Here is a 20,333-nt window from a genome sequence, read left to right as displayed (position 1 = left end):
CTGCCCTCCCCCTTTCAGAACTGCTTTTTTATAGTTAAGGCCAGAGTAAAGCACATAGAGGTACAAAACACAAACATTGTACCTAATGTGATTTTGCTAATTGTTTTGTACAAAACAATCTTTTTTTCAGCGACCGCACCAGAGTAAGTGCTGAGGCGTACCGCAGCGGAGCGAGGAACGAACAGCGCTTACGAGGGGGTGGAACCAGAACCAGAACCTAAGTTATCCACAGATAATAAAACCTTTCAGTTATCCACAGTAAATCTGTACCTGATCGTTGGTAAAACTGTACCCGATAACCAGTTATTCCGTACCGCACCATTGGTTAATCTGTACCTGATGCATCATAAGTGATTGGTTAATATGTACCTTTTCGTTGGTTAATGTGTACCTGATTATTGGTAAATCTGTACCGCATCATTGGTTAATCTGTACCTGATTCTCGGCTTATCTGTATGAATACAAAGGAGTAAATTTCACTGAAAGGAAGCGAAAGGAAATTATATAGGTAAGTAGATCTATGTTTAGAAAAAAGAAAAAATAAGAATTAAGAAAATAATGCAACGATCGCGCAAGCGCGTTCGCTGATGTTTTATTTTTTAATAAATTTCTAAAGGAAGTCCGTCATTATCAGCATTGCTATCTGTGCCAAATGGCACTATGCTAATGCGGCGACTAAATGAAGTGCTTCGATTTGGTTTAATCGCCTAAAACGCCCTGTAAGACGCCTCACGGCGTTTTATGGACTTAATCGGGGGTTTGCATTACCTGTAAGCTAAGAAGCTCACAGGGAGCCTTAGAGAGAGCCTGTAAGGAGTCTGAATTGACGAGGGTAAAAAAAAGCCACCCAGAAATATATGCCTAGGTGGCTATAGATAATGCCAAATACGAAGGGGGTATTATGGCAAGGCAAGTATAGATCGATTCCGGCATCATAAGGAATTAGATTTTATACGTTTTTTCAAATGCTTAACATTTAGATGGAGGGGAAAAACACATATGATTGAAAAGTCGAAGCTTTTGCTTATATCCCCCAGTGCCGCACAGGTAAAGGCGGCTCGCGAGAGTACCGACCTTTCTACAGAAGAGATCGCATTGTTGTTTGGGTTAGCAGACGGTAGTTCATGGCGTAAAAAGGAGATACAAAAAGCAGGAAGCAATAATAAGAGGTTATTAAAACCGATGGAGTATGAAATGCTACTTTTGCTTTCAGATACTCATCCAAATTTAAAAATTATAGAAAAGTAAATGCGTATGAAGGGGGTATTATGAATACAAATAATTATATTAAGTACAATTTTATTTGGTTGCTTTTGTTACCGTCAGTATCGTTTGCTGCTGATGGAAATGATTTCCAGCTACCAGTTAATATGCTTACTGATATGTATAAAGAACTAACAAGTTTTATAGCTGACAATCTTAGTGGTTATGTTAGTCAAATCAATTCTATATTTATCCCATTAATGGGGGCTTGTTTTGGTTTGTACTTTGTTTGGAAATGGGGGCTTATTCATTTCAAAGGTGATCCAAATGCTTTTATGGATATGCTTTTAAATGGCTTAAAGCTTGTTGTTATCATGTCTGGCGTAACTGGTGCGAGCTGGTATCTAAGTACCGTTGTACCATTTGTTATGAATGCAGGTGATGAAATAGCCAGTGCTTTAGTTGGTTCTTCTGGTTCTTTTTCTGGTCTTGAAGGTGTTATCCAACAGATCAATGAAAATGGTAAACGTATACTAGAAGCAACTAACGAACTTAGTTTATGGGATTCTGATATTTCTACTATTTTAGCCGCATCAATGGCATTAATCCTTTTCTATGTCGGTGGAACTATTTTTGTTATATATGCTGCCGCAACTATGTTAATTGCTAAATTTATGGTTGGTTTGCTATTAATCATCGGGCCATTATATCTTATGATGGCGATGTATGAACAAACAGTAAGTTTCACAAAGCAATGGATAGGTCAGGCATTTAACTATATTTTATTAAATGTCTTTATAACAATGACCATCAGCATTCTAATTAACTTCATGAGTAAGCAGTTCCCTACTGGCTCAGCAATGGGATTAGGTGGTGCGCTGTATTCCCTGATTGCATTTGCTATGGGCGTATTCATCATTGGTCAAATCCCCTCTTTCGTCAGTACGATCACCGGAGGAACGGGTATCAGTGGTATCACTGGAGCAGCTAATCAGACAGGTTCGATGATGTTCAATACCGCCTCTAAACTAGGTTCAGAAGCTGGTCAGGGCATCCAAAAAGGTATCTCAGGCGCAGGTGCTGCGATTGGCAAGTTGCGTGGCGGTGTCAAAGCGGGTTAACCCTTTGCAGCCAGAACAATCTGGCTGCAACCAATTTAATTAGGGAGAGATTGAATGTCTGATATAAAAGATAATGAATCATTCACCTACGCTCATCAAGATATAAAGAAAACCCTTGAGCGCGTTATTGAAACGGCTCAAAAAGTCAGAGATGCAGGTGCAGCTCTGTTTGATAGGGCTTTGGACTGGTATTCAAAAGAAGATCAAGTTACGACGCTTGATACAATTACATCTAATACCAAAATGCTATCAAAAGTCGATGGTCTTTGTAATTATATTGCTTTGCATATTGATAAAGATGATCCTCTTTGGGCATCACCTTCAAACATGAAAAAATTTGAAAGCATGACCACGGATGAAATAATTAATAACTATAAGGAAGCTACAGACCAACTAAAGAAAGATGTTCTTACATTAGAAGGTGTGACAACTATCCTTCACCCTTCAATTCAGGAAGAAAAACAACTTTATAATTTTGTTGTTTCCGATATTAAAGATAATGCTAATGGAATATTTGTTTCTTTGAATGAAATTGAAAAAGCCCATGATATGAATAACATCAGGACTTCCATAGCAAGAGGGGAAGACATATCGCCTCGTAGTGTTGGGGCTTTCATTCCCCGAAAGTGATAAGGTCAGGACGATAGGCCGCCGTTCTGATTGACTTTAGGCCATTGATTCTATACATATGATGTGTTTACAGGAATTTATGATTGAAGGGGGTACTATGAAATATTTAACTATTACCGCTTTGCTTGTAGTGGTTACTGTCTTGTCTGGTTGTGATGATAAACAAGAAAAAATTGATTTTTATATGAAGAGTGAAAACGCTACTGATTATGCTAAAGGGTTGGCAAAATGTAAGGCTGGAGCTTCAGAGGCAAAAGATTGTGACGCAATATATGAAGTCGAAAAAATGAAGAAGAAAGATAACGCAGACGATAAGAAGCAGGAATTTAAGAAACAGTTCAGCTTCGATCATTAATCCATCTACATATATAACCCAGCCCGCATTAGCGGGTTTTTTTATATTCAATATAATCAAAACCCGGCTTAGCAGTGAGCGGAGTTCTTTGTGGAATCCTGCTAATACTCCCCTCCCCTGCCATTTATACGCCGCTGGAAACTAAATATTTTTTTACTGTATGTGTTAATCCTTTATTGTTTTTAGTGCCATTTGGCACTATAATTATAATTAATAAATCAACAGTAGGGGGTAGTATGAGCACCATTGCACAAACAGAGGGTTTTCTGTGTCGTTTTTTTACTTATAGCGATACAGCATTAACCCCAAGCTCATTTAAAGAAGCGGTGACAATGGCCTATTCAAAACATAACTTAACGGAGGTGCAAATACAGGAAAGAATAAAAAATAATATACGCTAATTCAAACCCGCTTCGGCGGGTTTTTTATATTTAATATAATAACTAGATTGCAATAAGTGCCGTTTGGCACTATAATTAAGTTGTCAGTTAGATGAACCACGGATTTATTCAGGAGGATGTATGCAACATATTAGTAAAACCACAATTAACTTTGCTAAGTCTCGCAAACTTTCTATTGATTTAGATTTTTGCAATGATCACAACAGCGATTTTATCTGGATTAGTGTAGATGATGATTGCAGTGAACCAATGTTCAGTATGTTTGCTAATAATGATGGCTCATTTTCCTATCGCGGTAATATCTGGCTTAATGCAGCTACACGCGAAGAAATCCCTTCTTTCATTTGCAATGAAAAACAACTCCGGCAAGTTCTGGCGTTTATTGCTCAGGACATGAGGATCGAAATTGAATCCTGTTTTTAAACATCCCTGTTATCACAACAACCTGCTGCGGCAGGTTTTTTTATATTTAATATAATTAGGGCTTGCAAAAGTGCCAAATGGCACTTATACTAGTTTCAGAAGTTAAGAAAATCATCCTAAAACATAAACGAAGGGGTTAGTTATGGCGGCTGAAAAAAATCTTGATAGCTTGAGCAAGTTACGGAAAGTGAAAGATGGTCAGATTAAGCGCGTTGATGGCTATAAAGTTCTGCTCTCTGAAATCAACATTGAGGCTGGCTTTAACGCGCGTGGCGCGTTCCTTGAACGTGAAGAGTATTGGGAAAGCCCTGAAGTGCTTGAATACATTGATGGCCTTGCGGTTGCTTATGCGGAGGCTGCAAAGCCAGGCCCAAGCGCTAACAAGCCTAAAATCGACCCTATTCGCGTTGTCGTTCGCGATGGTAAAATTTTTGTGTCCGATGGGGAGCATCGCTTTTATGGTCTGCATCGTGCAAATGACGTTTACGGCGCAGGTATTGAGTGGGTTGATGTCATTGAGGGAGAAGGTGAACAAACTGAGCGCAATTTTTCCCGTGTGACGTCTAACGAAAAACGCCAGTTAAGCGCGATTGAAAGGGCTGTGGTTTATCGGGATGCCGTAAACGATGGTTGGAGTGTAGAAAAAATCGCCCAGCGCGTTGGTAAATCTGTACCTCATGTATATAAGTTATTGACTGCTATAAATAAATGGGGGGAGCCGTTATTGGTTCAGGTGCAAAAAGGCGAAATTTCATTCACCGAAGCACAGAGCCAGTATGAAGCCACGCGCCGTAAGGCGAAAAAAGAGCCTGATCCAAGCAATTTAGAGCCATTGGATGAAAACGAATCAGGTACAAATTTACCAACTGACAGCGGTGCATCAGGTACAGATTTACCAACGAACGGTGATAACTCAAACGCTGGAACCGATACGGGGAAAACAGATAAGCGCGACTCCGGCAAGTCAAAAACCAAAGGCTTATCAAAAGCCATCGCTGATAGTTTGGTTAGTCTGGTATTCGGTTTTGAGGCCAAGAAAACGGATAGCGGCTATACCCTTGAGCTTTCCGAGGAACAATACAAAGCAATTCTAATGCTACAAGAGCAGGTAGAATCTGAGCTGAAAGGAAAGTAATCATAGGGGGCTACTGCCCCCTTTTTTACAGGAGAGAGAAGATGAGCACGAATTTAGAGACTTTGCGCGGCATGGTTGAGGTGCAGAACCGTAAAACGAACATTATGGCCATCACCGTTCTCGTTGGTCTGATTGCCTTGCTGGTCGCTTTAAACAGCGTTGCATGTTTAACAAGTGACATGGTAACTAAACACGCTACCGCCCTTCTCTCTCTCGATGTTCTAATCATTGTTGCTTCCGTTGCTTTATTGGTTCAGTACCGCCGCCGAGCGCTGGCGAAAAGGCATCTTGATAGTAGGGATATGAGTAGGTTGTTTGATAGTGATCACCCACTGGCAATGGATGCCCTACAGAAAACAAAAGAACGTGGATTTTATACCTACGCAGACCTTGATAAAGATCTGGAAGGTTATGAGCGCATTCAATCGGCTATAGAATACGCTCAGACGGGCGTAAACAGGAAGTTTAAGGTTAGAGCCGCTAAGGAAAATAAACCCGCCAGAACGCCGCTCAGCTCGTCTAAAGGGGTGTTGGTTGCTTTTGTGCCATTGCTCATTACATTTGCTCAGGTTGGCGTAATAGCCGGTGTGATCCCCACAATTAATCAATTAATCACAGGCGACACGTTACCAGCTCTTTCTTTACATATGAGCCTGAGAGAAATTGTCCTGTATAACGTATTTCCAAAGGCGATCACCGTATTAGCGTTACAAGTAATCAAAATTGTTCTTAGGAAAATTTAACTCTTAATCTCTGTCCGAAAACAAAGGAATTCTAAACTTCTTACCAAAAAAAAGCCCATGTTAGGGCTTTTATATTAATTATAAATCGTATTGTACAATACAATTCATTTTTCACCGAACATAGCGCGTTGAACTAAACCCGCCGCACCTTTGCGATAGTTTTTGATGAACTCATTTCTGGCTGCTTCATCTTCGTTTATTTGTCGCCATTTATCTGAGGACTCAGCCGCAAACGCCATAACAGAAAAAATCTCATCAATACGCGCTTTTATTAATTCGCTTGCGGATTTAAATTTTCCTGTTTCACGGTAGTAACCTGCTTCAATTAAAATATCAATCTCTTCGTTTGATAAATCTTTTTTATTGCCTATAACGTTCGCGGCATCAATTGTTTTTGCTCCACGAAAGTTACCCCCACCAAGATCATTCAACTCCAGATTGTCAGTAAGTTTGCTCATGCAACCCCCTTTAAAATTAGATACAACATACATAAATATTACCTTTCCCCAGCCAGCGCCGTTCGTCCGTTTTTGCGCTGGCTATAGGTATGAGGTAATATTTAATGCGTCAATAATTGATAGCCCACAGCAAGCGCTATGGAGACACTTATCAGAGAGCTAATGAAACACAATCCAAATACTTTTATGCCACTTAAAGACGGCTCAGGCGTTCTTTCATCAACTTTTAAAGAGCGAATATGAGTTTCTGTATCTTTAGCATATTTAGATACGCGCTTAGCAAAATTATCAAACTCACCGCTTAAATGCTCTTGAGACTTATTATCTATTTTTTCAATCATACTCAAATAAGCATCAGCCTTTTGAGTAAGTTCTTCACTAACCTTTACAGGGAAGGTATTTAAACCTTCCATAATGGAATCTAACCGAGAGTTAAGATCTTCTGAAAGGGTGGCAGCATAAATATCGAGTAAAATATCCTGACCTAAGATGATAGCTATTAAAGGATCATCATCTGTGATTTTTATACCTTTTTCTATATAACGATGTTTTAGCATCTTAATTAAATCACGGTCTTTACCTGTCAGATTTGGCACAGGTTTTAATCCAGAGGGGATTTCTACACTGGTGATTTTATTTTCTTCTTCGCTCATATCTAATACCTTAAATTTAAAAAAAAGCCTGATCGCTCAGGCTTCTATTTTGTTATCAGGATAAAGTATAGATTTCATCTAACTGCTCATAAATCCCTTTATAAACTTTGTTAAGTCGGGCTTTTTGCATAACGTTGAATTTGTCACTGTTTTTAACTTCTTCTAACGTTAAGTTTTGCGAAGTGAGTAGTTTTAAATCTTGCTCAAAAGCATCGCTATTTCTGTTTTCAATAACGACTACGCCAGCAAGTGAATCAGCATACTTATCAAAGAACGGCGTCTCAACTAATGGTATTTGTGAACCTTTACTCTCTACCATTGGCTTACCACTAACTTCATTAACCCAAGCAATAACTTTAACGTTTGAACCTTTAACCATATCGCACAATGAGGTAAATCCTGCCAGCGTATCAGGCAGCTCCTGACCAGCAACAATTATAGTATGTAAATATACAGGGCGATCTAAAGATGATAGGAACTCAATCAAATCGTTATCGTGGAAATACTTCATTAATGGAATGTATGTTGATGCGCCTGTATCAAGAACAAAAGTCTGATCGTCATTATTTACAATGCTATCCATGACCTGATCAAACATACTTTGTAAAATGGTGTTGTTTTCCATTATTTTGATGAACACAGGGTTTAACGCTTTAACCCGATAGGTTGAGGCATTAACCGGATCTGCATCACCCGTACTAGTTGGTACTTTCTTATAATGCAAAAAGTATTGACCTAGAGTTTGAGCAACGTAAGATTTACCAACACCACCTTTACCCGTACACACAAAGTTAACGCTGTTTGCGATGAATTTAATTAAATCGGCAATCGGTTTTGTTTTCATATCTTCAACTGAATTAGCTTCTTTAGCCATTATTTATTACCCCCTAACAGGTCATCTAAATTGGGTGCCGGATTATGTTCATATTTCGGCGCTGTACTTGTCTTTATTCCTTTAAATGCGTTCGTGCTTTTCGGTAAAGACTGAGAACTACCAGTGTTTAACGTTGTATCATTCTTATCATTTACTACCTGACGACTCCCATCACTGCTAAGCGGGTTTTCGTTTTTTGCTTCTGATTTTTTCCTTTCATCCCTGATGCGATGTAGGGCATTAATAAAGCTCCCTTTAGTCATATCAAGATTATAAGGATCACTTGCTAGGGCATTATATACATCATCCCTTGTGCAGCCAGATATTAAATAACCTTCAATTTCATGGAATATTGAACGAAGGATAGCAATATTCTTTCTTTTATAAGCCGTAAGTTCATAGCTTTTAAACTCAATTTGCTTTTCGCTGTTCATACAGCCCCCGCGTTGCTAACTCTGACTAGATATTACAGCACATTGAGCAATTGTCAAATCTGTTTTGCTACTCTTTTGCTATCCTTTTGCTATCTTAAAGGTGTTTTTTTGCTATCACTAGGCATAAATCAACCACACTTTGCTATCCTTATGCTACCCATTCGCTAATCTTCTGCTATCATAATGCTACTAACGCAAATTCAAAGGGAAACACCGAGGCACGTTAGCGATGTATACAGTAGGTGGAGCCTACTGTATAATCGCTGTGCCAAAGGGGGAAAGCCCCTTTGAATCCCCTGATGCCGCCGAGTTCTACGAACACGGCATAGATGCACAGATAATGGAGCCTCTACGAGTCATGAAAGAAAGTACGAAAGAGAAAAGCAAAAGCATAGTGTTTAGCCTCAGAGTTCCAGAATCCGATGCTGAACAATATGATGCAATGTGCAAGGACGCTAATCTAAGTCGTTCCGATCTTCTTCGTGCCATTATCAAGACAAAAACAAATGGCGGTGACATTGTTATCAATGCACCGCAAAAGAAAGTAAAAAATCCAGACTTTAGTAAACTGGTATTTTATTATAACAAATCTAGCAATAATATTAACCAGTTAGCCAAGAAAATAAACTCAGCGTTCGCAGCTAAGATTATTTCAGAAGAAACAATGTTGGCGGGTATCCGCGTATTACAAAACATTGAGGCTTTGTTAGAGGCGGGGATTAATAATAATGGCAATCGTTAGAGTTCGGGGCGGTAATTCGGGCATTGCTGAATATCTCAGAGAAGGCCAAAAGCAAGGGCGTGCATTTAATCGCGATGAGTTGGATATGCGAGTTTGTCTAGATGGTAACTTATCTTTAACTGAGAATATCATTGATTCAATACCCGATAAAAATCAGGATAGATACCTTCATATTACAATTAGTTTTCGTGAGAATGAGGTTCCAATAGAAACGCTTGAAGCTGTAACTCAAGAATATAAAACTATGTTTCTATCAGCTTATAACGATGATGAAGTTAATTTCTATGCCGAGGCTCATTTACCTAAAATCAAAACAATTACAGACAGAAATACAGGTGAGGAAAAGGAAAGAAAACCACATATTCATATCGTGATTCCCAAAACTAATTTACTTACAGGTCGCTCATTAGATCCTGTGGGTTTATATAAACATCATGAAAAATATCATGAAGCAATTCAGGAAAAACTGAATACTAAATTTAGCCTCGAAAACCCAAAAGATTTTGTCCGTCTTACTGATGATCATCAAGCCCAAATTTTATCAAGGGTGAAAGCAGATACATTTAAAGGCTTTAGGGCTGACGTCAAAAAAGAAGCTTTTAACATTCTTGAACAAGGGAATTACCGTGATTATAGTGCATATAAATCTGCGCTAAGTCAGTCTTTTTATGAGGTGCGCGTTAGAAATGAAGGGAAACCAAATGAGTATTTGGCTGTTAAAACTTCCCAAGATTCTAATTACATTAATCTGAAATCACCTCTTTTTGAAAAAAAATACATAGAAGAACGTAAAATAGAGCGAGTTAAACCTACTGAAAAACAGGTTGCTCGCTTGCTAAATGATTGGTCAAATCGTGTAAGTAAAGAAATTAAATACATAAATAAAGCATCTAAAAAGATGCAGGTTATGTATCGTGCCGCCGATGTTGAAGGTAAAAAAGAGATTATATTAAATAGAGAAAGGGGGTTTTATGAAACTGCTCGACAGTACACCGATTCAGGACAAACCAATAAAAAGCACCGTTATAAAAACAGTAGCCGTGGAAATCTTGCCAACCTTGCCGTTGGCTTGCCAGAAATGCGATCTGGCGAACTGGTTCCTAACCTCGACGGATATAAATACAGTGACAGAGAACGGGACTTTAACGCCAGCATCGCCCGAGAAAGCACAGTGTTGGTGCGAGAAGTTCAACAGAATAGTCTGGCAGACGGGCAGCAAGGACAACATCAACATAACGGATTGCGATGGAGCGCACGAGATACCCACGGACTAGATAGCGTAACAGGTAGTATTTCTTTTTCGCATTCACAAAGGAAAGCTATCACGGCTGATAATGAACTTGATGAGTTCAGAAACATCCGTAAATCACTAAGCGCTGATCATCTTCTCAATAACTTGAGTAATTCACATGGAATTACACCAAGTGATTATAAATTATCGACTGCTAAAGATGGTTCTGCGAGGATTGGGGTTGGTAAAATCAATTATAATGTATCTGATTTTCTAACTAAGGAAATGAAATTTTCATGGGATGAGGCAAAAGCTTACCTAAGAAAATCTTATGATGAGCAAATAAATAACGAAATGTCTTTAGCTAAAGTGAAGTTGCCTAAAGAAATTTGGCAATCATTTAACGCTGAATATAGACCTCAATATTTTCAGAAAATCAAAGACGTTAGAGCAGAGCTAAACTATAATTGTAAGCGTATGCGCTATGATTTAAAAAAGACTTACTGGAACGAAAAGAAAGAAATTTTTTCTAGAAAAATGAGTTATGCAGAACGTAAGGCCGCGCTTTCTGTTGCCGTTTTTAATAAACTAAAAAATGAAAAGGAGATTAGGCAGTATCAGTATCGTGAAAGAAGAAATCTAGCAAAACTAGAGAACGTAGAGACTGAATTTTTAATACTAAAATACGTGCAAAATAGCGAAGGGGGTAGTATGGCTAAACTAACTGATTATGTAAGTGGTATTGCAGAGAAAAACACATTTTCACCTTTCGAGCCTGAATATGGCGTTAATTTAAAACGCCATATGGAGCAAATTAAAGAAAATGATGAGTTCAATATCAAGAATAAGAAACGCCTTGAGCTTAATGATTTGGCACCATCTAAACAGGATAATGGTGATGTTAAGTATCAGTCAGGCTTGCTTAAAACCACGGCTTTCATAGATAAAGGTGATAAAATTGAATTCCCTACGTTTACCCTCGATAAAGACAAGATCGCGTTAGGTCTTGAACTTGCTTCTGAGAAGTACAACGGAAAAATTCAGTTGACTGGCACACCCGGATTTAAAGATAAGGCCATCGAAATTGCCGCCGAACGTGGCTTAGAAGTAGAGTTTCGGCCTAAGAAGTTTCAAGAGAGATTTGAGGAACTTAAACAGCAGTTTACAGAACAGAGGCAAGATGCACCACGCAGCCAGCAGGGAGCACAGCAGCAGCCAGATAATAAACAGCCTGAGTTGGTTATCACAGGTGTTAATGCGCGTGAGCTGCCACTCAGCGAACTTTCACGTAATGATTTACGCGAGCTGGGTAAAAACCTTTCTGAAAACAATATATCGTTTAAAGAAATTGCCGAACTATCAAAAGCAAAACCTGATATTTCTGTTGAGCAGGCCGTTAAAGAAATTTTGGCGAAGCCAGAAAACGAAAGGGCAGCAACGGCGCAGGAGCTGCATGTTACTACGGTCTACAATGAAGAAAGCAACCGTACTCGTATAGTTGTTAATGATCTCCCTTTGGACACTTATATTCAAACTGCCTCTGAAATATATAAAACGGACGCTGATATTATTCAAATGCCGTTACTCGCCAGTGACGAACTTAGCCAGTTCACACCGAGCCAGATTGAACAAGGCTATGCAGAAGGGCAGATTAGCGTACCTTCCATCACCATTAATGAGAACGGGCGCAGCATCCAGAATGATGTTCGCGTTGAATTTGAATCTATTGATGGTGACTCTACGGCCTACCGAGTAATTGTTAACGGTAAACCAATGCGTGAGGCACACTTGCCAGATCAAGCTGGTCATACTTCCGAACGTAACGAGCAAGACGAGAAAATTATATCCCATATAAAATCTGTGCTTGAAGAGAAGGGGTTAGGTTCTGCATATTTCAGCAGTGAAAACCAATCACCGCTATCACAAGCTGATCGTGACGTTAAGAACGCAGAGCTTGAGCTGGCAAAAGAACATCTGCGCCAACAAAATTATGTTAAAACGGGCAACTCAGAAACAGCAAAAGAGCATCAATATTTTGTTATCGAGCAACTTACTGAAAAGCTGGATGCAGCGAAAGAGAACCGCGCTAACGTAGCTGATAAAATTGCCAGTGGCGAAATCAAGGTAGAGAAGGCCGATAGAGAACTGGTGATTACTGCGTCCTCGATGCCTAAAGCATTCCAGCTTAGCAATGATGGTAAAGCGTATGATGATGCCTTTCAGCCTCGCCAGTACACCGCCACAAGTAACAGAGCGCAGGAACAGCAGAAGCAAGAACGGCAGCAAGACAAGCCAGAACAGAAGGGTGAGAAGCCTAAAATTTCGTTTGATCGCTAGTCAAACACTACCAACGACAAACCCGCCAGTAGGCGGGTTTTTTGTATCTTACTTTCCATCAGATTCCTTGAATAATTTAGCAATTCAAAGCGTCGCCGGCATCAGCTGGCCAATTTTATTGCCGCAACTTCATTTCTCACAATATCAGGCACTTAGCTAGATCTCTAAGTGATGGAAAGCAGTCAAATATTTTGAAGTAGGTTAGGTGAGGGAATAAGTTATACAAGAACCATATGTATGTTGTAACTAATATCTCTGCATAAAAAAACCGACTGGTGAGGTCGGTTTCTTTAATGTTCTGGTGCTGAGTTGGTTGCTCTAACCGGAACGGGGTGTTCTCCTACTAACGCGTTCATTATATATACGCATCGCTCTAAAGGCAAACAGGATGGCGCTCGTTTGAGATCCCTTGTTCGTGTATAGTTCTACTGTTAGTAAAGGATACCGTTCCGCTTCGGGCTTCCGCATTGCGGCATGAACGATTTCAAGCCCTGGCTAAATTACAGGTGGTGCTGGTTTAGTGCTCTGGTCGGGGCGGGGTGTTCTCCTACTAACAACGGAAAGAACCGCTGTAACAGGCAGCGTAAGGGTACGCAGCGGTGATCTCGCTCCATTTAATGGAGAAACGGGTGAAAGCTTTGATTGATAAAGTTCTCATCGTTCTAAAGGCGCTTGTCGCGCTGCTAGAATTGATCCGCCAGTTCATCGACTGATGATAGTGGAAACGTAAATAAGGGCAGGGAGCTAACCACTCTCTGCCCTTTAACGTTTCTGCTGGGAAGCCTAACTAGCGAGGTGAATAACCTTTCTCTGCTAATGCCTTTTGCAGTTTACCAATCGCATCTTTCATCGTGTATGCCTCGCTATCATCAACGGCACATCCACGAATATCACTCCATGTGAGCCGCTTAACGAACTGCGCCAAAGCTAACGCCTCTTCATCGTTAAAGTTAGGGGTGAGCGTTTCAACAACTATTTCCATAACCCGATCTCCATATACTCCGCTCCTCGCCAGCGCTGTTCGTTCCTCGCTTCGCTGCGGTACGCCTCAACACTGACTGCGGTGCGGTTCGATTGAAAAACATCCAACAGATGTTACCACAAACGAAAAGTAGGCAACTAATCAGTATTGATTAACCCAGCTACCATGCCTGATTAAAGTTCTTTCCATACGGCATCTTTTATTAATTTGGCGGCTACGTTTTTTCATTTCAGCTTTAATAGAAAGCGTATCAACATTGTATTCTTTACGTTTCATATATCACCTCAATTTAATTTACGTGGGCGGTAGGTTTGAGATCGAGTTTAAGAATGGCAAGATAAAAGTTATAAGCAATATTGGTATTTGCTCCAGCTTTTACCAGACTTTCAAAACGCTTGCTTGTATCTTTGATAATTTCACGCTGAGATTTAGTTTTCATAACCAATCCTTAAAAGTGCCATATGGAACTAATGTTTAGTATAGTGCCATTTGGCACTTTTGCAAGCGTTAATTTCATCGTTTTTCTTAATCAGGGGTAGGGGAGGGGATTCAAAAAATCAATTGGTATGAATGACCGCAAAAGGGGATAATTTGTTTTGTCGGAAACGGCAACCCTTCAAACATCAGAGTCTAAAATGATGATAACCGAAATCCTCGTAAACCTTCCTCCTGTAATCCTCGCTATTGCTAGTCTTATAACCGCTATATCTCAACTAATAAAGGTTCTTAAAAAGAAAGGGTAAGTAAAAAGCCCCTTCGGGGGCTTTTTATATTTGATATAACTTAACAATCATAATTTTTGTTTTAACTCAATGCGAGTAGTGCAATTCTCTATTATCGCTTTACCAGCATCCACAGGTAAATCCTCGAACTGTTTTAATAGTTCAGGGTTGAACTGCATTCCAGTTTTATCTTTTGTTAAAATGAAACTGTGTCCAGTGCTATTTTTTTTGGCCTTTTCATCATTCATTTTATTTTCCTATTTAGTCGTAATGAACGTAAAAACTCGCAGGATTTAAAGTATCTACCACGAGGCAACTGCTCTCCGTCCTGCAATCTGTCAACCCAATATTCAAAAGCAGGGCATGACCCTTTAAGGGCAGGGATATAACTTTTCTTTGCAGGTTCTCTAAACAGTAGATTGATAGCATCCTCCATTGTTAAGACTGCATCACCGTCAGGATCAACGCTAACAATCCTTTCTTGAGCGGATTCAATCGTAATATAGGTTGTATTGCTTACAGCATGTTTTTTATTAATCATCTTATTGTTCCATATCAAAAATCCCTAGAACGGGTTTTATCTCCGGCGTTACGCGCCCTGTAATCTCCAGAAAGTTACGCCAAATACCATAAGGGATAACTTCGCTTCCTTTTCTGTAAGCTCGAATACGGCGGTCTGCGCTATCTCCTTGCAGCCCTAACAGATTCCCCAGCTTTCTATCAGATCGATATTCATCGAATAACTCTTTTACCTGATTAAACCACGCATCAACCAAATCAGACGGCGGCGCGACCCATCCTTGATCTTGAGTGAGAAAAATATGCTCGTCTAATGATGCATAATCGACACCATCAGCTTTAGGAAATTTCTTCCCTAAAAGATTGCTTTTCAGGGTGGTAATGGCTTTCTCTGTTTCCATTTCCAAAATCATTAGACGCTGCGCATCCATTGAGGGGAGGATAATAGAAATTTCTTTATCATTTTTCATACTGATTCACCTACATCTATTTTTAATGAAACATCAATATATATGGTTTAGCGTTTCAAATATTTACGTTTCCACTCATCAAAGCTCAAATCGCTTTTGTAATATTCTTTCCACTTTTTCCAGTGATTTTCTTCTGCCTCATTTAATACATCTGATTCATTATAGGAGTTGATATTAATCCTGTTATTCATCCTAAAACCAAAATAACGCATTATTACCCTGTCATTGGTGAGCCAAAAAACGAAATCTTTAAGCCAGCGGTTTTGTACTTCTGTTATAGCTAGCGAAAGCATAACAATCTGAACGCCTATCAGAGCAGCAATAACAACTAAGGAAATAAAAGCGATAGAATTATCACTAAATGTATTTGACAGCGTAAGATTACCCCACGCTTCTTGCACCGTACCATGTAAGCCAAAATAAGGAATGGCAAATATGTTTATTGGATTCCAAACCCAACCTAAAGCCCCCCCAAACGAGAAATAGAACACCCATAGAATGCAGGCTAAAGTCAGAATCAATAAAAGAATATTTGTATTTATACATTTTTCTTTTCTTTCTTTTTTTATTTTACTTCTCTGTATGTTCATATTATCCACTTTCCTGTTTTGTGATTCCAATCATAGCAGGGGGGGTGTTTCCCCCCTGCTAGTTAGCGCGGCTTCAGGACGATGTTTTTAACGTCAGAAACCTTGATGTTAACCAAGCTCAATGTACCCGTTGCTACTGGTTCCCATATCCCTGATTGATGCAGGTGCAGTAAGCAGTAGTAAAGGTAACGAGACAGAACCAGATCGGTTCTTGTTACCTTTATTCCTATGCTCTCAGGATTGAATTCATAGGAAGGTGAGCCAACGGTTTTTAAAGAGCCTCGACGAACAATCCAGAAATCAGCATCAGGGTAGTTCGTCTGTATGGTTGCTACATCAGAAAGTTTCATTACGTTCCTCAGAGGGCTTAGCCTTCTCGAAACGAGTGGCTTTCTGTCGCCCCCGCAGGATTTATAATAGGCGATTTTCGCCTAACTTACAAGTAGAATTGTGCCGTTTGGCACGCATTTAACATAATGCGCATTATGCGCACTAAGTTGTTGATTTTAAAGAAGTTTATGAAATTATTATATTCCCTATAATGGATAGCAAAAAGGTAGCATTTAAATAGCAAAAAGGTAGCTTATTGCCCCTGCGCATCAGGGGCTTTTTTTAATGTTAACCAGCAATAACCAATGGTTTATCACAGTCTCCACACACTAAATTAGCCGAGGGTTTAGCCATCGCATTAAGGCCGCAGTCAGGACAAGTGAACTTTGCGCGTGTACTGCTGCCTTTAACTGGTGGCTTGATCGAGATTTCTTCATCATCACCCTCACTACCAGATAACACAGGATTGTTTTTGCTAACGGTCTGCGTCAGCTTGCTAATCAGCTCAGTATCGCCAGCATCAGTAATACGCAACCAATCATCAAGAATGTCTTTATTGGCTTTAGAGGGGATCACTGCACCATGTGACCAGCTATCATACCAAGAGATCCCAAACCCGCTTTTTAGCAGCTCGTAAACTGCCGTTTGGAAGCGCCCACCGCGAATAATGTAATGCGTCATTTGCTGGCCTGTTTTTTTGCCACCGGCTACGCCAGTATTAGACGGCATTAAACCAACCTCCTCCATTTTCGCGCCCCATACGCGATCATGATACCCGCCACGGCATTTCTTCACGTCAGGCATATGGAACTGCCATACATGAACCATCTCATGCGCTAGAGTTGAAAGCGTATCAGCCAGAGAACGGCCACCGAAGTAATCGGGGTTCATGGCCAACTCAGAAACTTGAGATTTCCCTTCAAAACGAACAGGAGCAAAGTAACCAAAAGTGTTCATGCCGCGCTGTAGCGTGATTAGAAGATCAGGCAGCTCACCATCAAAGAGAGCGTGATTAAAATGGTCATACGCTTGCTGAAGCTCTGTGTACGCCACTATTGCAGGTTTGCTTTGATTGCTCATGAATACCCCCGATCACCGTATTAAATTGTTTTGTACAATACAATTTATTATAGTGCCAAATGGCACAAATGCAAGCCCTAAATACGATTCCCAACCTCACTATGTGCCATGCCAACAACACTACATCTGGTATCGGTCGCAGCTGCCGGTGATACTAGATGTAGTATTTAGTTCTGTTTTTTTTTGCAAAAAAAAACCGGAACAAAGTCCGGCTCTTTTAAATAGAAAGCTTTTAGGCGCTCTTTTCAGGAATCAGGAAATCATCTAAGGATTTACCAGCCTTGATAGCATCTTCAATAGGCTTTGGCTTGCGTCCTCGCCCCGTCCAGAACTTCGTTTCACCGTCCAGCTCATATTGATATTTGGCTGGCACTTGCTGAACTGTGCGAGTCTTACGCGCTCCCTTCTCAGCTCCGGCACTACCCGCCAGCTCGTCAACTGAGAAACCAGCCTCACTAATCATCTTGAGCAGCTCAGCTTTACGCTCATCGCGTTCTTGCTCTTCTTTTTTCTGGCGTTCGGCATCGGCGCGCATCTCTTCAACAACCATAGAAAACTTTTCTTGAATCTCGCAAAGCAGATCAAAGTTATTCATTTCACGCGCAAAAACACGCAGTGAACGGATGTTAGAAAGAGTGCGTGATACTGCTTCGTAGTTATCGCTCATTTAAACCCCTTTTATTTGTCAAAAGTAAATAGCCATAGCACACGCTATGGCTATAGTAGCTCAATTATTTTCTAGGTGGAAACTCAAAAACAACTGACTTTTTATCCTTGTCAATTTTCAAAATTGCATCATAAGGCTTGTCAGCTTTGGATTTAAAACCCTTGATAAGGTTGGTTGAACCACGCTCCATTAGCGTTTTCATTTGTAAATCGGTAAGGTCTTTTTTAGATATAGTACGCCAAATTTTAAGACCACATGATTCATTTTGACATACAAAGACTTTAGGATTTAAGTGCATATCGCCGCCACAGCAAAAACATTTTCCTTTAGGTTGGCTATCTGCAACCTGTTTCATACCTTCTGTTACGTCAGCTTTCATTAATTCAGCAACAGTTTGATTAATGTTGATTATGAAATCAGATAATTCCATTTCACCATCTAAAATCATTGTTTGTTGCTCATGCCAAAGCGCGGTCATATCTGGCGCTGTAACGCTTACAGGTAGACTTTCAATAAACTTAATACCCTTCTCAGTGGGGATGAGTTTATTGCTCTGAATCGTATAGTAACCTGTGTTTTCGAGGTTTTTTATAATTGTTGAACGTGTGGCAGGTGTACCAATACCGCCGCGCTCACCTTTTTTACCCTCATCCTTACTGAGCAGTAGTTTTTTTATGCGTGGATCAGAAACATATTTACTTACTCGTTTTAAGTCCTCAAGAAACGTTTTCATTGTATAAAGTGGTAATGGTTTGGTTTCTGCTTTAGAAATAATAACGCCAGTACATGAAGATTGTTCACCATTACTCAACGCAGAAATTGATTCAAATAATGGCTGGCTATCTTCACCATCATTATTATTAGACTCATCACTATCATCAGCTTCGATACTAGACCACCCAGCAGAAATTAATCTAGTGGCACTTGCGCTATATTGATAGCCAGCACAATCTACAACTACCTTTGCAGATTTATATTTTTTATCATCCACAAATTGCAATAAATAGCGAAGAACAATAGCTTCATAAACCTTTCTTTCTTTTGCGCTCATTTTTTCCAAACCGCGTGGGTTCGGTGTGGGAATTATGGCGGTGTGAGAAGTAATATTTTTATCATTAAAAGCCTTGCCCTTGCGAGATATGTCGAAAGATGTGTTATTAATGACGTCATTTAACGCACCATCGCCAACATATTTTTTTAATGCGTTAAGCGTATCCGGCGCTTCTTCATGCTGATCGCTGGATAAATAGCGGCAATCAGAACGGTTATAAGAAATCGCGCTGTAATTAGAGCGGAGGCTCTGCGTAAGTTCCAATGTTTCATCTGGTGAGATTTTATCTTTGAGCATATAGCTCTGTAACCCCAGCAAATCAAATGGCAGTGGAGCCGCTGTAGCTTTATCTTCTACCTTAACGCTTGCTACGGATGAGGGTTTACCTTCACAGGCTTCTTTAATTTTCTGCGCAACATCAGGATCTATAATTTTGCCATCTACGGCAAAATCATCATTAGGGATAATTTTGAGTGGGAAATCTTTCAGGAAGTTATGAGTAGACGATACATCATAATAGTAGCTTTTAACATGGCTGTTAAACGCTTTGTATCGCGCTACAATCAATCCGAGCATTGGAGTTTGAACTCTCCCACAGGTTAACTTACCGCGCCCACCTAAACGCTGGCTGAGTAGCGTAAAATAGCGTGTCATATTCAGGCCGAAAATCTGATCGCCCTTAGCTCTGGCAAGCGCTTTTAAAGCCAGTCTAATAAACTTATCTGAGTTACCATCTTCCATTTTATCAATCGCTTTTTTAGCGGCATTGATATTCAGGTCATTTAAAAGCAGTCGTTTCACTGGTTTGGTATAATTTTCAAGCCAAAGAATTTCACGAACAAGCAACTCTCCCTCATCATCTGGATCGCCAGCATGAATAACGGAAGATGATTTTTTTAGCAGGTCGCAAATGATTTTATATTGGCGCTCAACATACCCGTTTTCCGTAGCCTTAACCTGATGTGAAACGGCGGTTAAGTCCATTGGTAAATCGTCCATTTTCCAAACTTCATATGATGGATTTACAGCCGCTGGCGGTGTTAATACCAACATATGACCAAAACACCAAGTTACAACGTTATTACCCGCACACTCATAATAACCTTGCTTCTTAACGGCATTACCAAAGGCATTAGCAATAATCTCTGCTAATTCTGGCTTTTCTGCAATCGTTAAAATCAT

At 40.0% G+C, this 20,333-nt stretch carries 26 protein-coding genes; 11 read left to right on the top strand and 15 right to left on the bottom strand.

The genetic code is table 11. From position 1 onward, the window contains the following. Positions 1–999: 999 nt before the first annotated feature. The 8 genes from ETA_RS00235 to ETA_RS00205 all read left to right on the top strand — a co-directional run bounded on the left by ETA_RS00235 (position 1,000) and on the right by ETA_RS00205 (position 6,011). Positions 1,000–1,248, top strand: coding sequence for a hypothetical protein (locus ETA_RS00235; protein ID WP_012443199.1), 249 nt, complete (start codon positions 1,000–1,002; stop codon positions 1,246–1,248). A gap of 20 nt (positions 1,249–1,268) precedes the next feature. Next, complete coding sequence (locus tag ETA_RS00230; RefSeq protein WP_012443198.1) at positions 1,269–2,324, top strand: type IV secretion system protein; 1,056 nt, start codon at positions 1,269–1,271, stop codon at positions 2,322–2,324. A 54-nt stretch (positions 2,325–2,378) separates the two neighbouring features. Continuing rightward, positions 2,379–2,954: a hypothetical protein gene (locus tag ETA_RS00225; RefSeq protein WP_012443197.1), complete on the top strand. Its 576-nt coding sequence runs from the start codon at positions 2,379–2,381 to the stop codon at positions 2,952–2,954. 97 nt (positions 2,955–3,051) lie between these two features. After that, positions 3,052–3,309 (top strand): hypothetical protein, encoded by a 258-nt coding sequence (locus tag ETA_RS00220; RefSeq protein WP_042958385.1) that lies wholly within the window; start codon positions 3,052–3,054, stop codon positions 3,307–3,309. A 236-nt stretch (positions 3,310–3,545) separates the two neighbouring features. Beyond that, entirely contained in the window at positions 3,546–3,710 is a 165-nt protein-coding gene (locus tag ETA_RS19760; RefSeq protein WP_157861752.1) for a hypothetical protein, read from the top strand. Positions 3,711–3,830: 120 nt separating this feature from the next. Continuing rightward, entirely contained in the window at positions 3,831–4,133 is a 303-nt protein-coding gene (locus ETA_RS00215; protein WP_012443194.1) for a hypothetical protein, read from the top strand. A gap of 142 nt (positions 4,134–4,275) precedes the next feature. Then, positions 4,276–5,268 (top strand): ParB/RepB/Spo0J family partition protein, encoded by a 993-nt coding sequence (locus ETA_RS00210; RefSeq protein ID WP_012443193.1) that lies wholly within the window; start codon positions 4,276–4,278, stop codon positions 5,266–5,268. Positions 5,269–5,309: 41 nt separating this feature from the next. After that, entirely contained in the window at positions 5,310–6,011 is a 702-nt protein-coding gene (locus ETA_RS00205; RefSeq protein WP_012443192.1) for a hypothetical protein, read from the top strand. 104 nt (positions 6,012–6,115) lie between these two features. Here the strand turns inward: ETA_RS00205 and ETA_RS00200 are convergent, their stop codons facing one another. The 4 genes from ETA_RS00200 to ETA_RS00185 form a co-directional block, all read right to left on the bottom strand. After that, the gene (locus tag ETA_RS00200) at positions 6,116–6,469 is read right to left on the bottom strand and encodes a hypothetical protein (RefSeq protein ID WP_042958374.1); all 354 of its coding nucleotides are present in this window, start codon (positions 6,467–6,469) and stop codon (positions 6,116–6,118) included. A 101-nt stretch (positions 6,470–6,570) separates the two neighbouring features. After that, the gene (locus tag ETA_RS00195; protein ID WP_012443190.1) at positions 6,571–7,122 is read right to left on the bottom strand and encodes a hypothetical protein; all 552 of its coding nucleotides are present in this window, start codon (positions 7,120–7,122) and stop codon (positions 6,571–6,573) included. 55 nt (positions 7,123–7,177) lie between these two features. Beyond that, complete coding sequence (locus tag ETA_RS00190; RefSeq protein WP_012443189.1) at positions 7,178–7,996, bottom strand: P-loop NTPase family protein; 819 nt, start codon at positions 7,994–7,996, stop codon at positions 7,178–7,180. Continuing rightward, positions 7,996–8,430 carry a hypothetical protein gene (locus ETA_RS00185; protein WP_012443188.1) on the bottom strand — a complete coding sequence of 145 codons (435 nt, stop codon included), beginning with the start codon at positions 8,428–8,430 and terminating at the stop codon, positions 7,996–7,998. Before ETA_RS00185 ends, ETA_RS00190 begins: the two co-directional genes overlap by 1 nt. Positions 8,431–8,659: 229 nt before the next feature. Between ETA_RS00185 and ETA_RS00180 the strand changes: the two genes are divergently transcribed. The 3 genes from ETA_RS00180 to dinQ all read left to right on the top strand — a co-directional run bounded on the left by ETA_RS00180 (position 8,660) and on the right by dinQ (position 13,453). Next, on the top strand, positions 8,660–9,172 hold the full coding sequence (locus tag ETA_RS00180) for a ribbon-helix-helix domain-containing protein (RefSeq protein WP_012443187.1): 513 nt from the start codon (positions 8,660–8,662) through the stop codon (positions 9,170–9,172). Beyond that, positions 9,159–12,740 (top strand): LPD7 domain-containing protein, encoded by a 3,582-nt coding sequence (locus ETA_RS00175; RefSeq protein WP_012443185.1) that lies wholly within the window; start codon positions 9,159–9,161, stop codon positions 12,738–12,740. Before ETA_RS00180 ends, ETA_RS00175 begins: the two co-directional genes overlap by 14 nt. 617 nt (positions 12,741–13,357) lie before the next feature. Continuing rightward, positions 13,358–13,453 (top strand): damage-inducible type I toxin DinQ, encoded by a 96-nt coding sequence (gene dinQ, locus ETA_RS20625; protein ID WP_272492243.1) that lies wholly within the window; start codon positions 13,358–13,360, stop codon positions 13,451–13,453. Positions 13,454–13,527: 74 nt separating this feature from the next. Here dinQ and ETA_RS00170 read toward each other — a convergent pair whose 3' ends face one another. The 11 genes from ETA_RS00170 to ETA_RS00135 all read right to left on the bottom strand — a co-directional run bounded on the left by ETA_RS00170 (position 13,528) and on the right by ETA_RS00135 (position 20,333). Further along, a complete protein-coding gene (locus tag ETA_RS00170; protein ID WP_012443184.1) occupies positions 13,528–13,722 on the bottom strand; it encodes a DUF7706 family protein in 195 nt (64 codons plus the stop codon). 141 nt (positions 13,723–13,863) lie between these two features. Continuing rightward, on the bottom strand, positions 13,864–13,998 hold the full coding sequence (locus tag ETA_RS20515; RefSeq protein WP_256451430.1) for a hypothetical protein: 135 nt from the start codon (positions 13,996–13,998) through the stop codon (positions 13,864–13,866). A gap of 13 nt (positions 13,999–14,011) precedes the next feature. Beyond that, complete coding sequence (locus ETA_RS20115) at positions 14,012–14,161, bottom strand: hypothetical protein (protein WP_167310298.1); 150 nt, start codon at positions 14,159–14,161, stop codon at positions 14,012–14,014. 351 nt (positions 14,162–14,512) lie between these two features. Next, positions 14,513–14,692 (bottom strand): hypothetical protein, encoded by a 180-nt coding sequence (locus ETA_RS00165; protein WP_042958373.1) that lies wholly within the window; start codon positions 14,690–14,692, stop codon positions 14,513–14,515. Continuing rightward, positions 14,689–14,985 (bottom strand): hypothetical protein, encoded by a 297-nt coding sequence (locus ETA_RS00160; RefSeq protein WP_042958370.1) that lies wholly within the window; start codon positions 14,983–14,985, stop codon positions 14,689–14,691. Before ETA_RS00160 ends, ETA_RS00165 begins: the two co-directional genes overlap by 4 nt. Before the next feature lies 1 nt (position 14,986). Further along, positions 14,987–15,433 (bottom strand): hypothetical protein, encoded by a 447-nt coding sequence (locus ETA_RS00155; RefSeq protein WP_012443182.1) that lies wholly within the window; start codon positions 15,431–15,433, stop codon positions 14,987–14,989. A 47-nt stretch (positions 15,434–15,480) separates the two neighbouring features. Beyond that, positions 15,481–16,023 (bottom strand): hypothetical protein, encoded by a 543-nt coding sequence (locus tag ETA_RS00150; RefSeq protein WP_042958368.1) that lies wholly within the window; start codon positions 16,021–16,023, stop codon positions 15,481–15,483. 62 nt (positions 16,024–16,085) lie between these two features. After that, positions 16,086–16,373: a hypothetical protein gene (locus ETA_RS18915; RefSeq protein ID WP_012443180.1), complete on the bottom strand. Its 288-nt coding sequence runs from the start codon at positions 16,371–16,373 to the stop codon at positions 16,086–16,088. Between the two features lie 268 nt (positions 16,374–16,641). Further along, the gene (locus tag ETA_RS00145) at positions 16,642–17,433 is read right to left on the bottom strand and encodes a SprT-like domain-containing protein (protein ID WP_012443179.1); all 792 of its coding nucleotides are present in this window, start codon (positions 17,431–17,433) and stop codon (positions 16,642–16,644) included. 232 nt (positions 17,434–17,665) lie between these two features. After that, entirely contained in the window at positions 17,666–18,100 is a 435-nt protein-coding gene (locus tag ETA_RS00140; protein WP_012443178.1) for an H-NS family histone-like protein, read from the bottom strand. Positions 18,101–18,164: 64 nt separating this feature from the next. Further along, on the bottom strand, positions 18,165–20,333 hold the full coding sequence (locus ETA_RS00135; protein ID WP_012443177.1) for a type IA DNA topoisomerase: 2,169 nt from the start codon (positions 20,331–20,333) through the stop codon (positions 18,165–18,167).

The sequence above is a fragment of the Erwinia tasmaniensis Et1/99 genome, assembly GCF_000026185.1.
Classification (GTDB): domain Bacteria; phylum Pseudomonadota; class Gammaproteobacteria; order Enterobacterales; family Enterobacteriaceae; genus Erwinia; species Erwinia tasmaniensis.
Note: the sequence above shows the minus strand (reverse complement) of the source record. Positions and strands in the feature narration are given on the sequence as shown.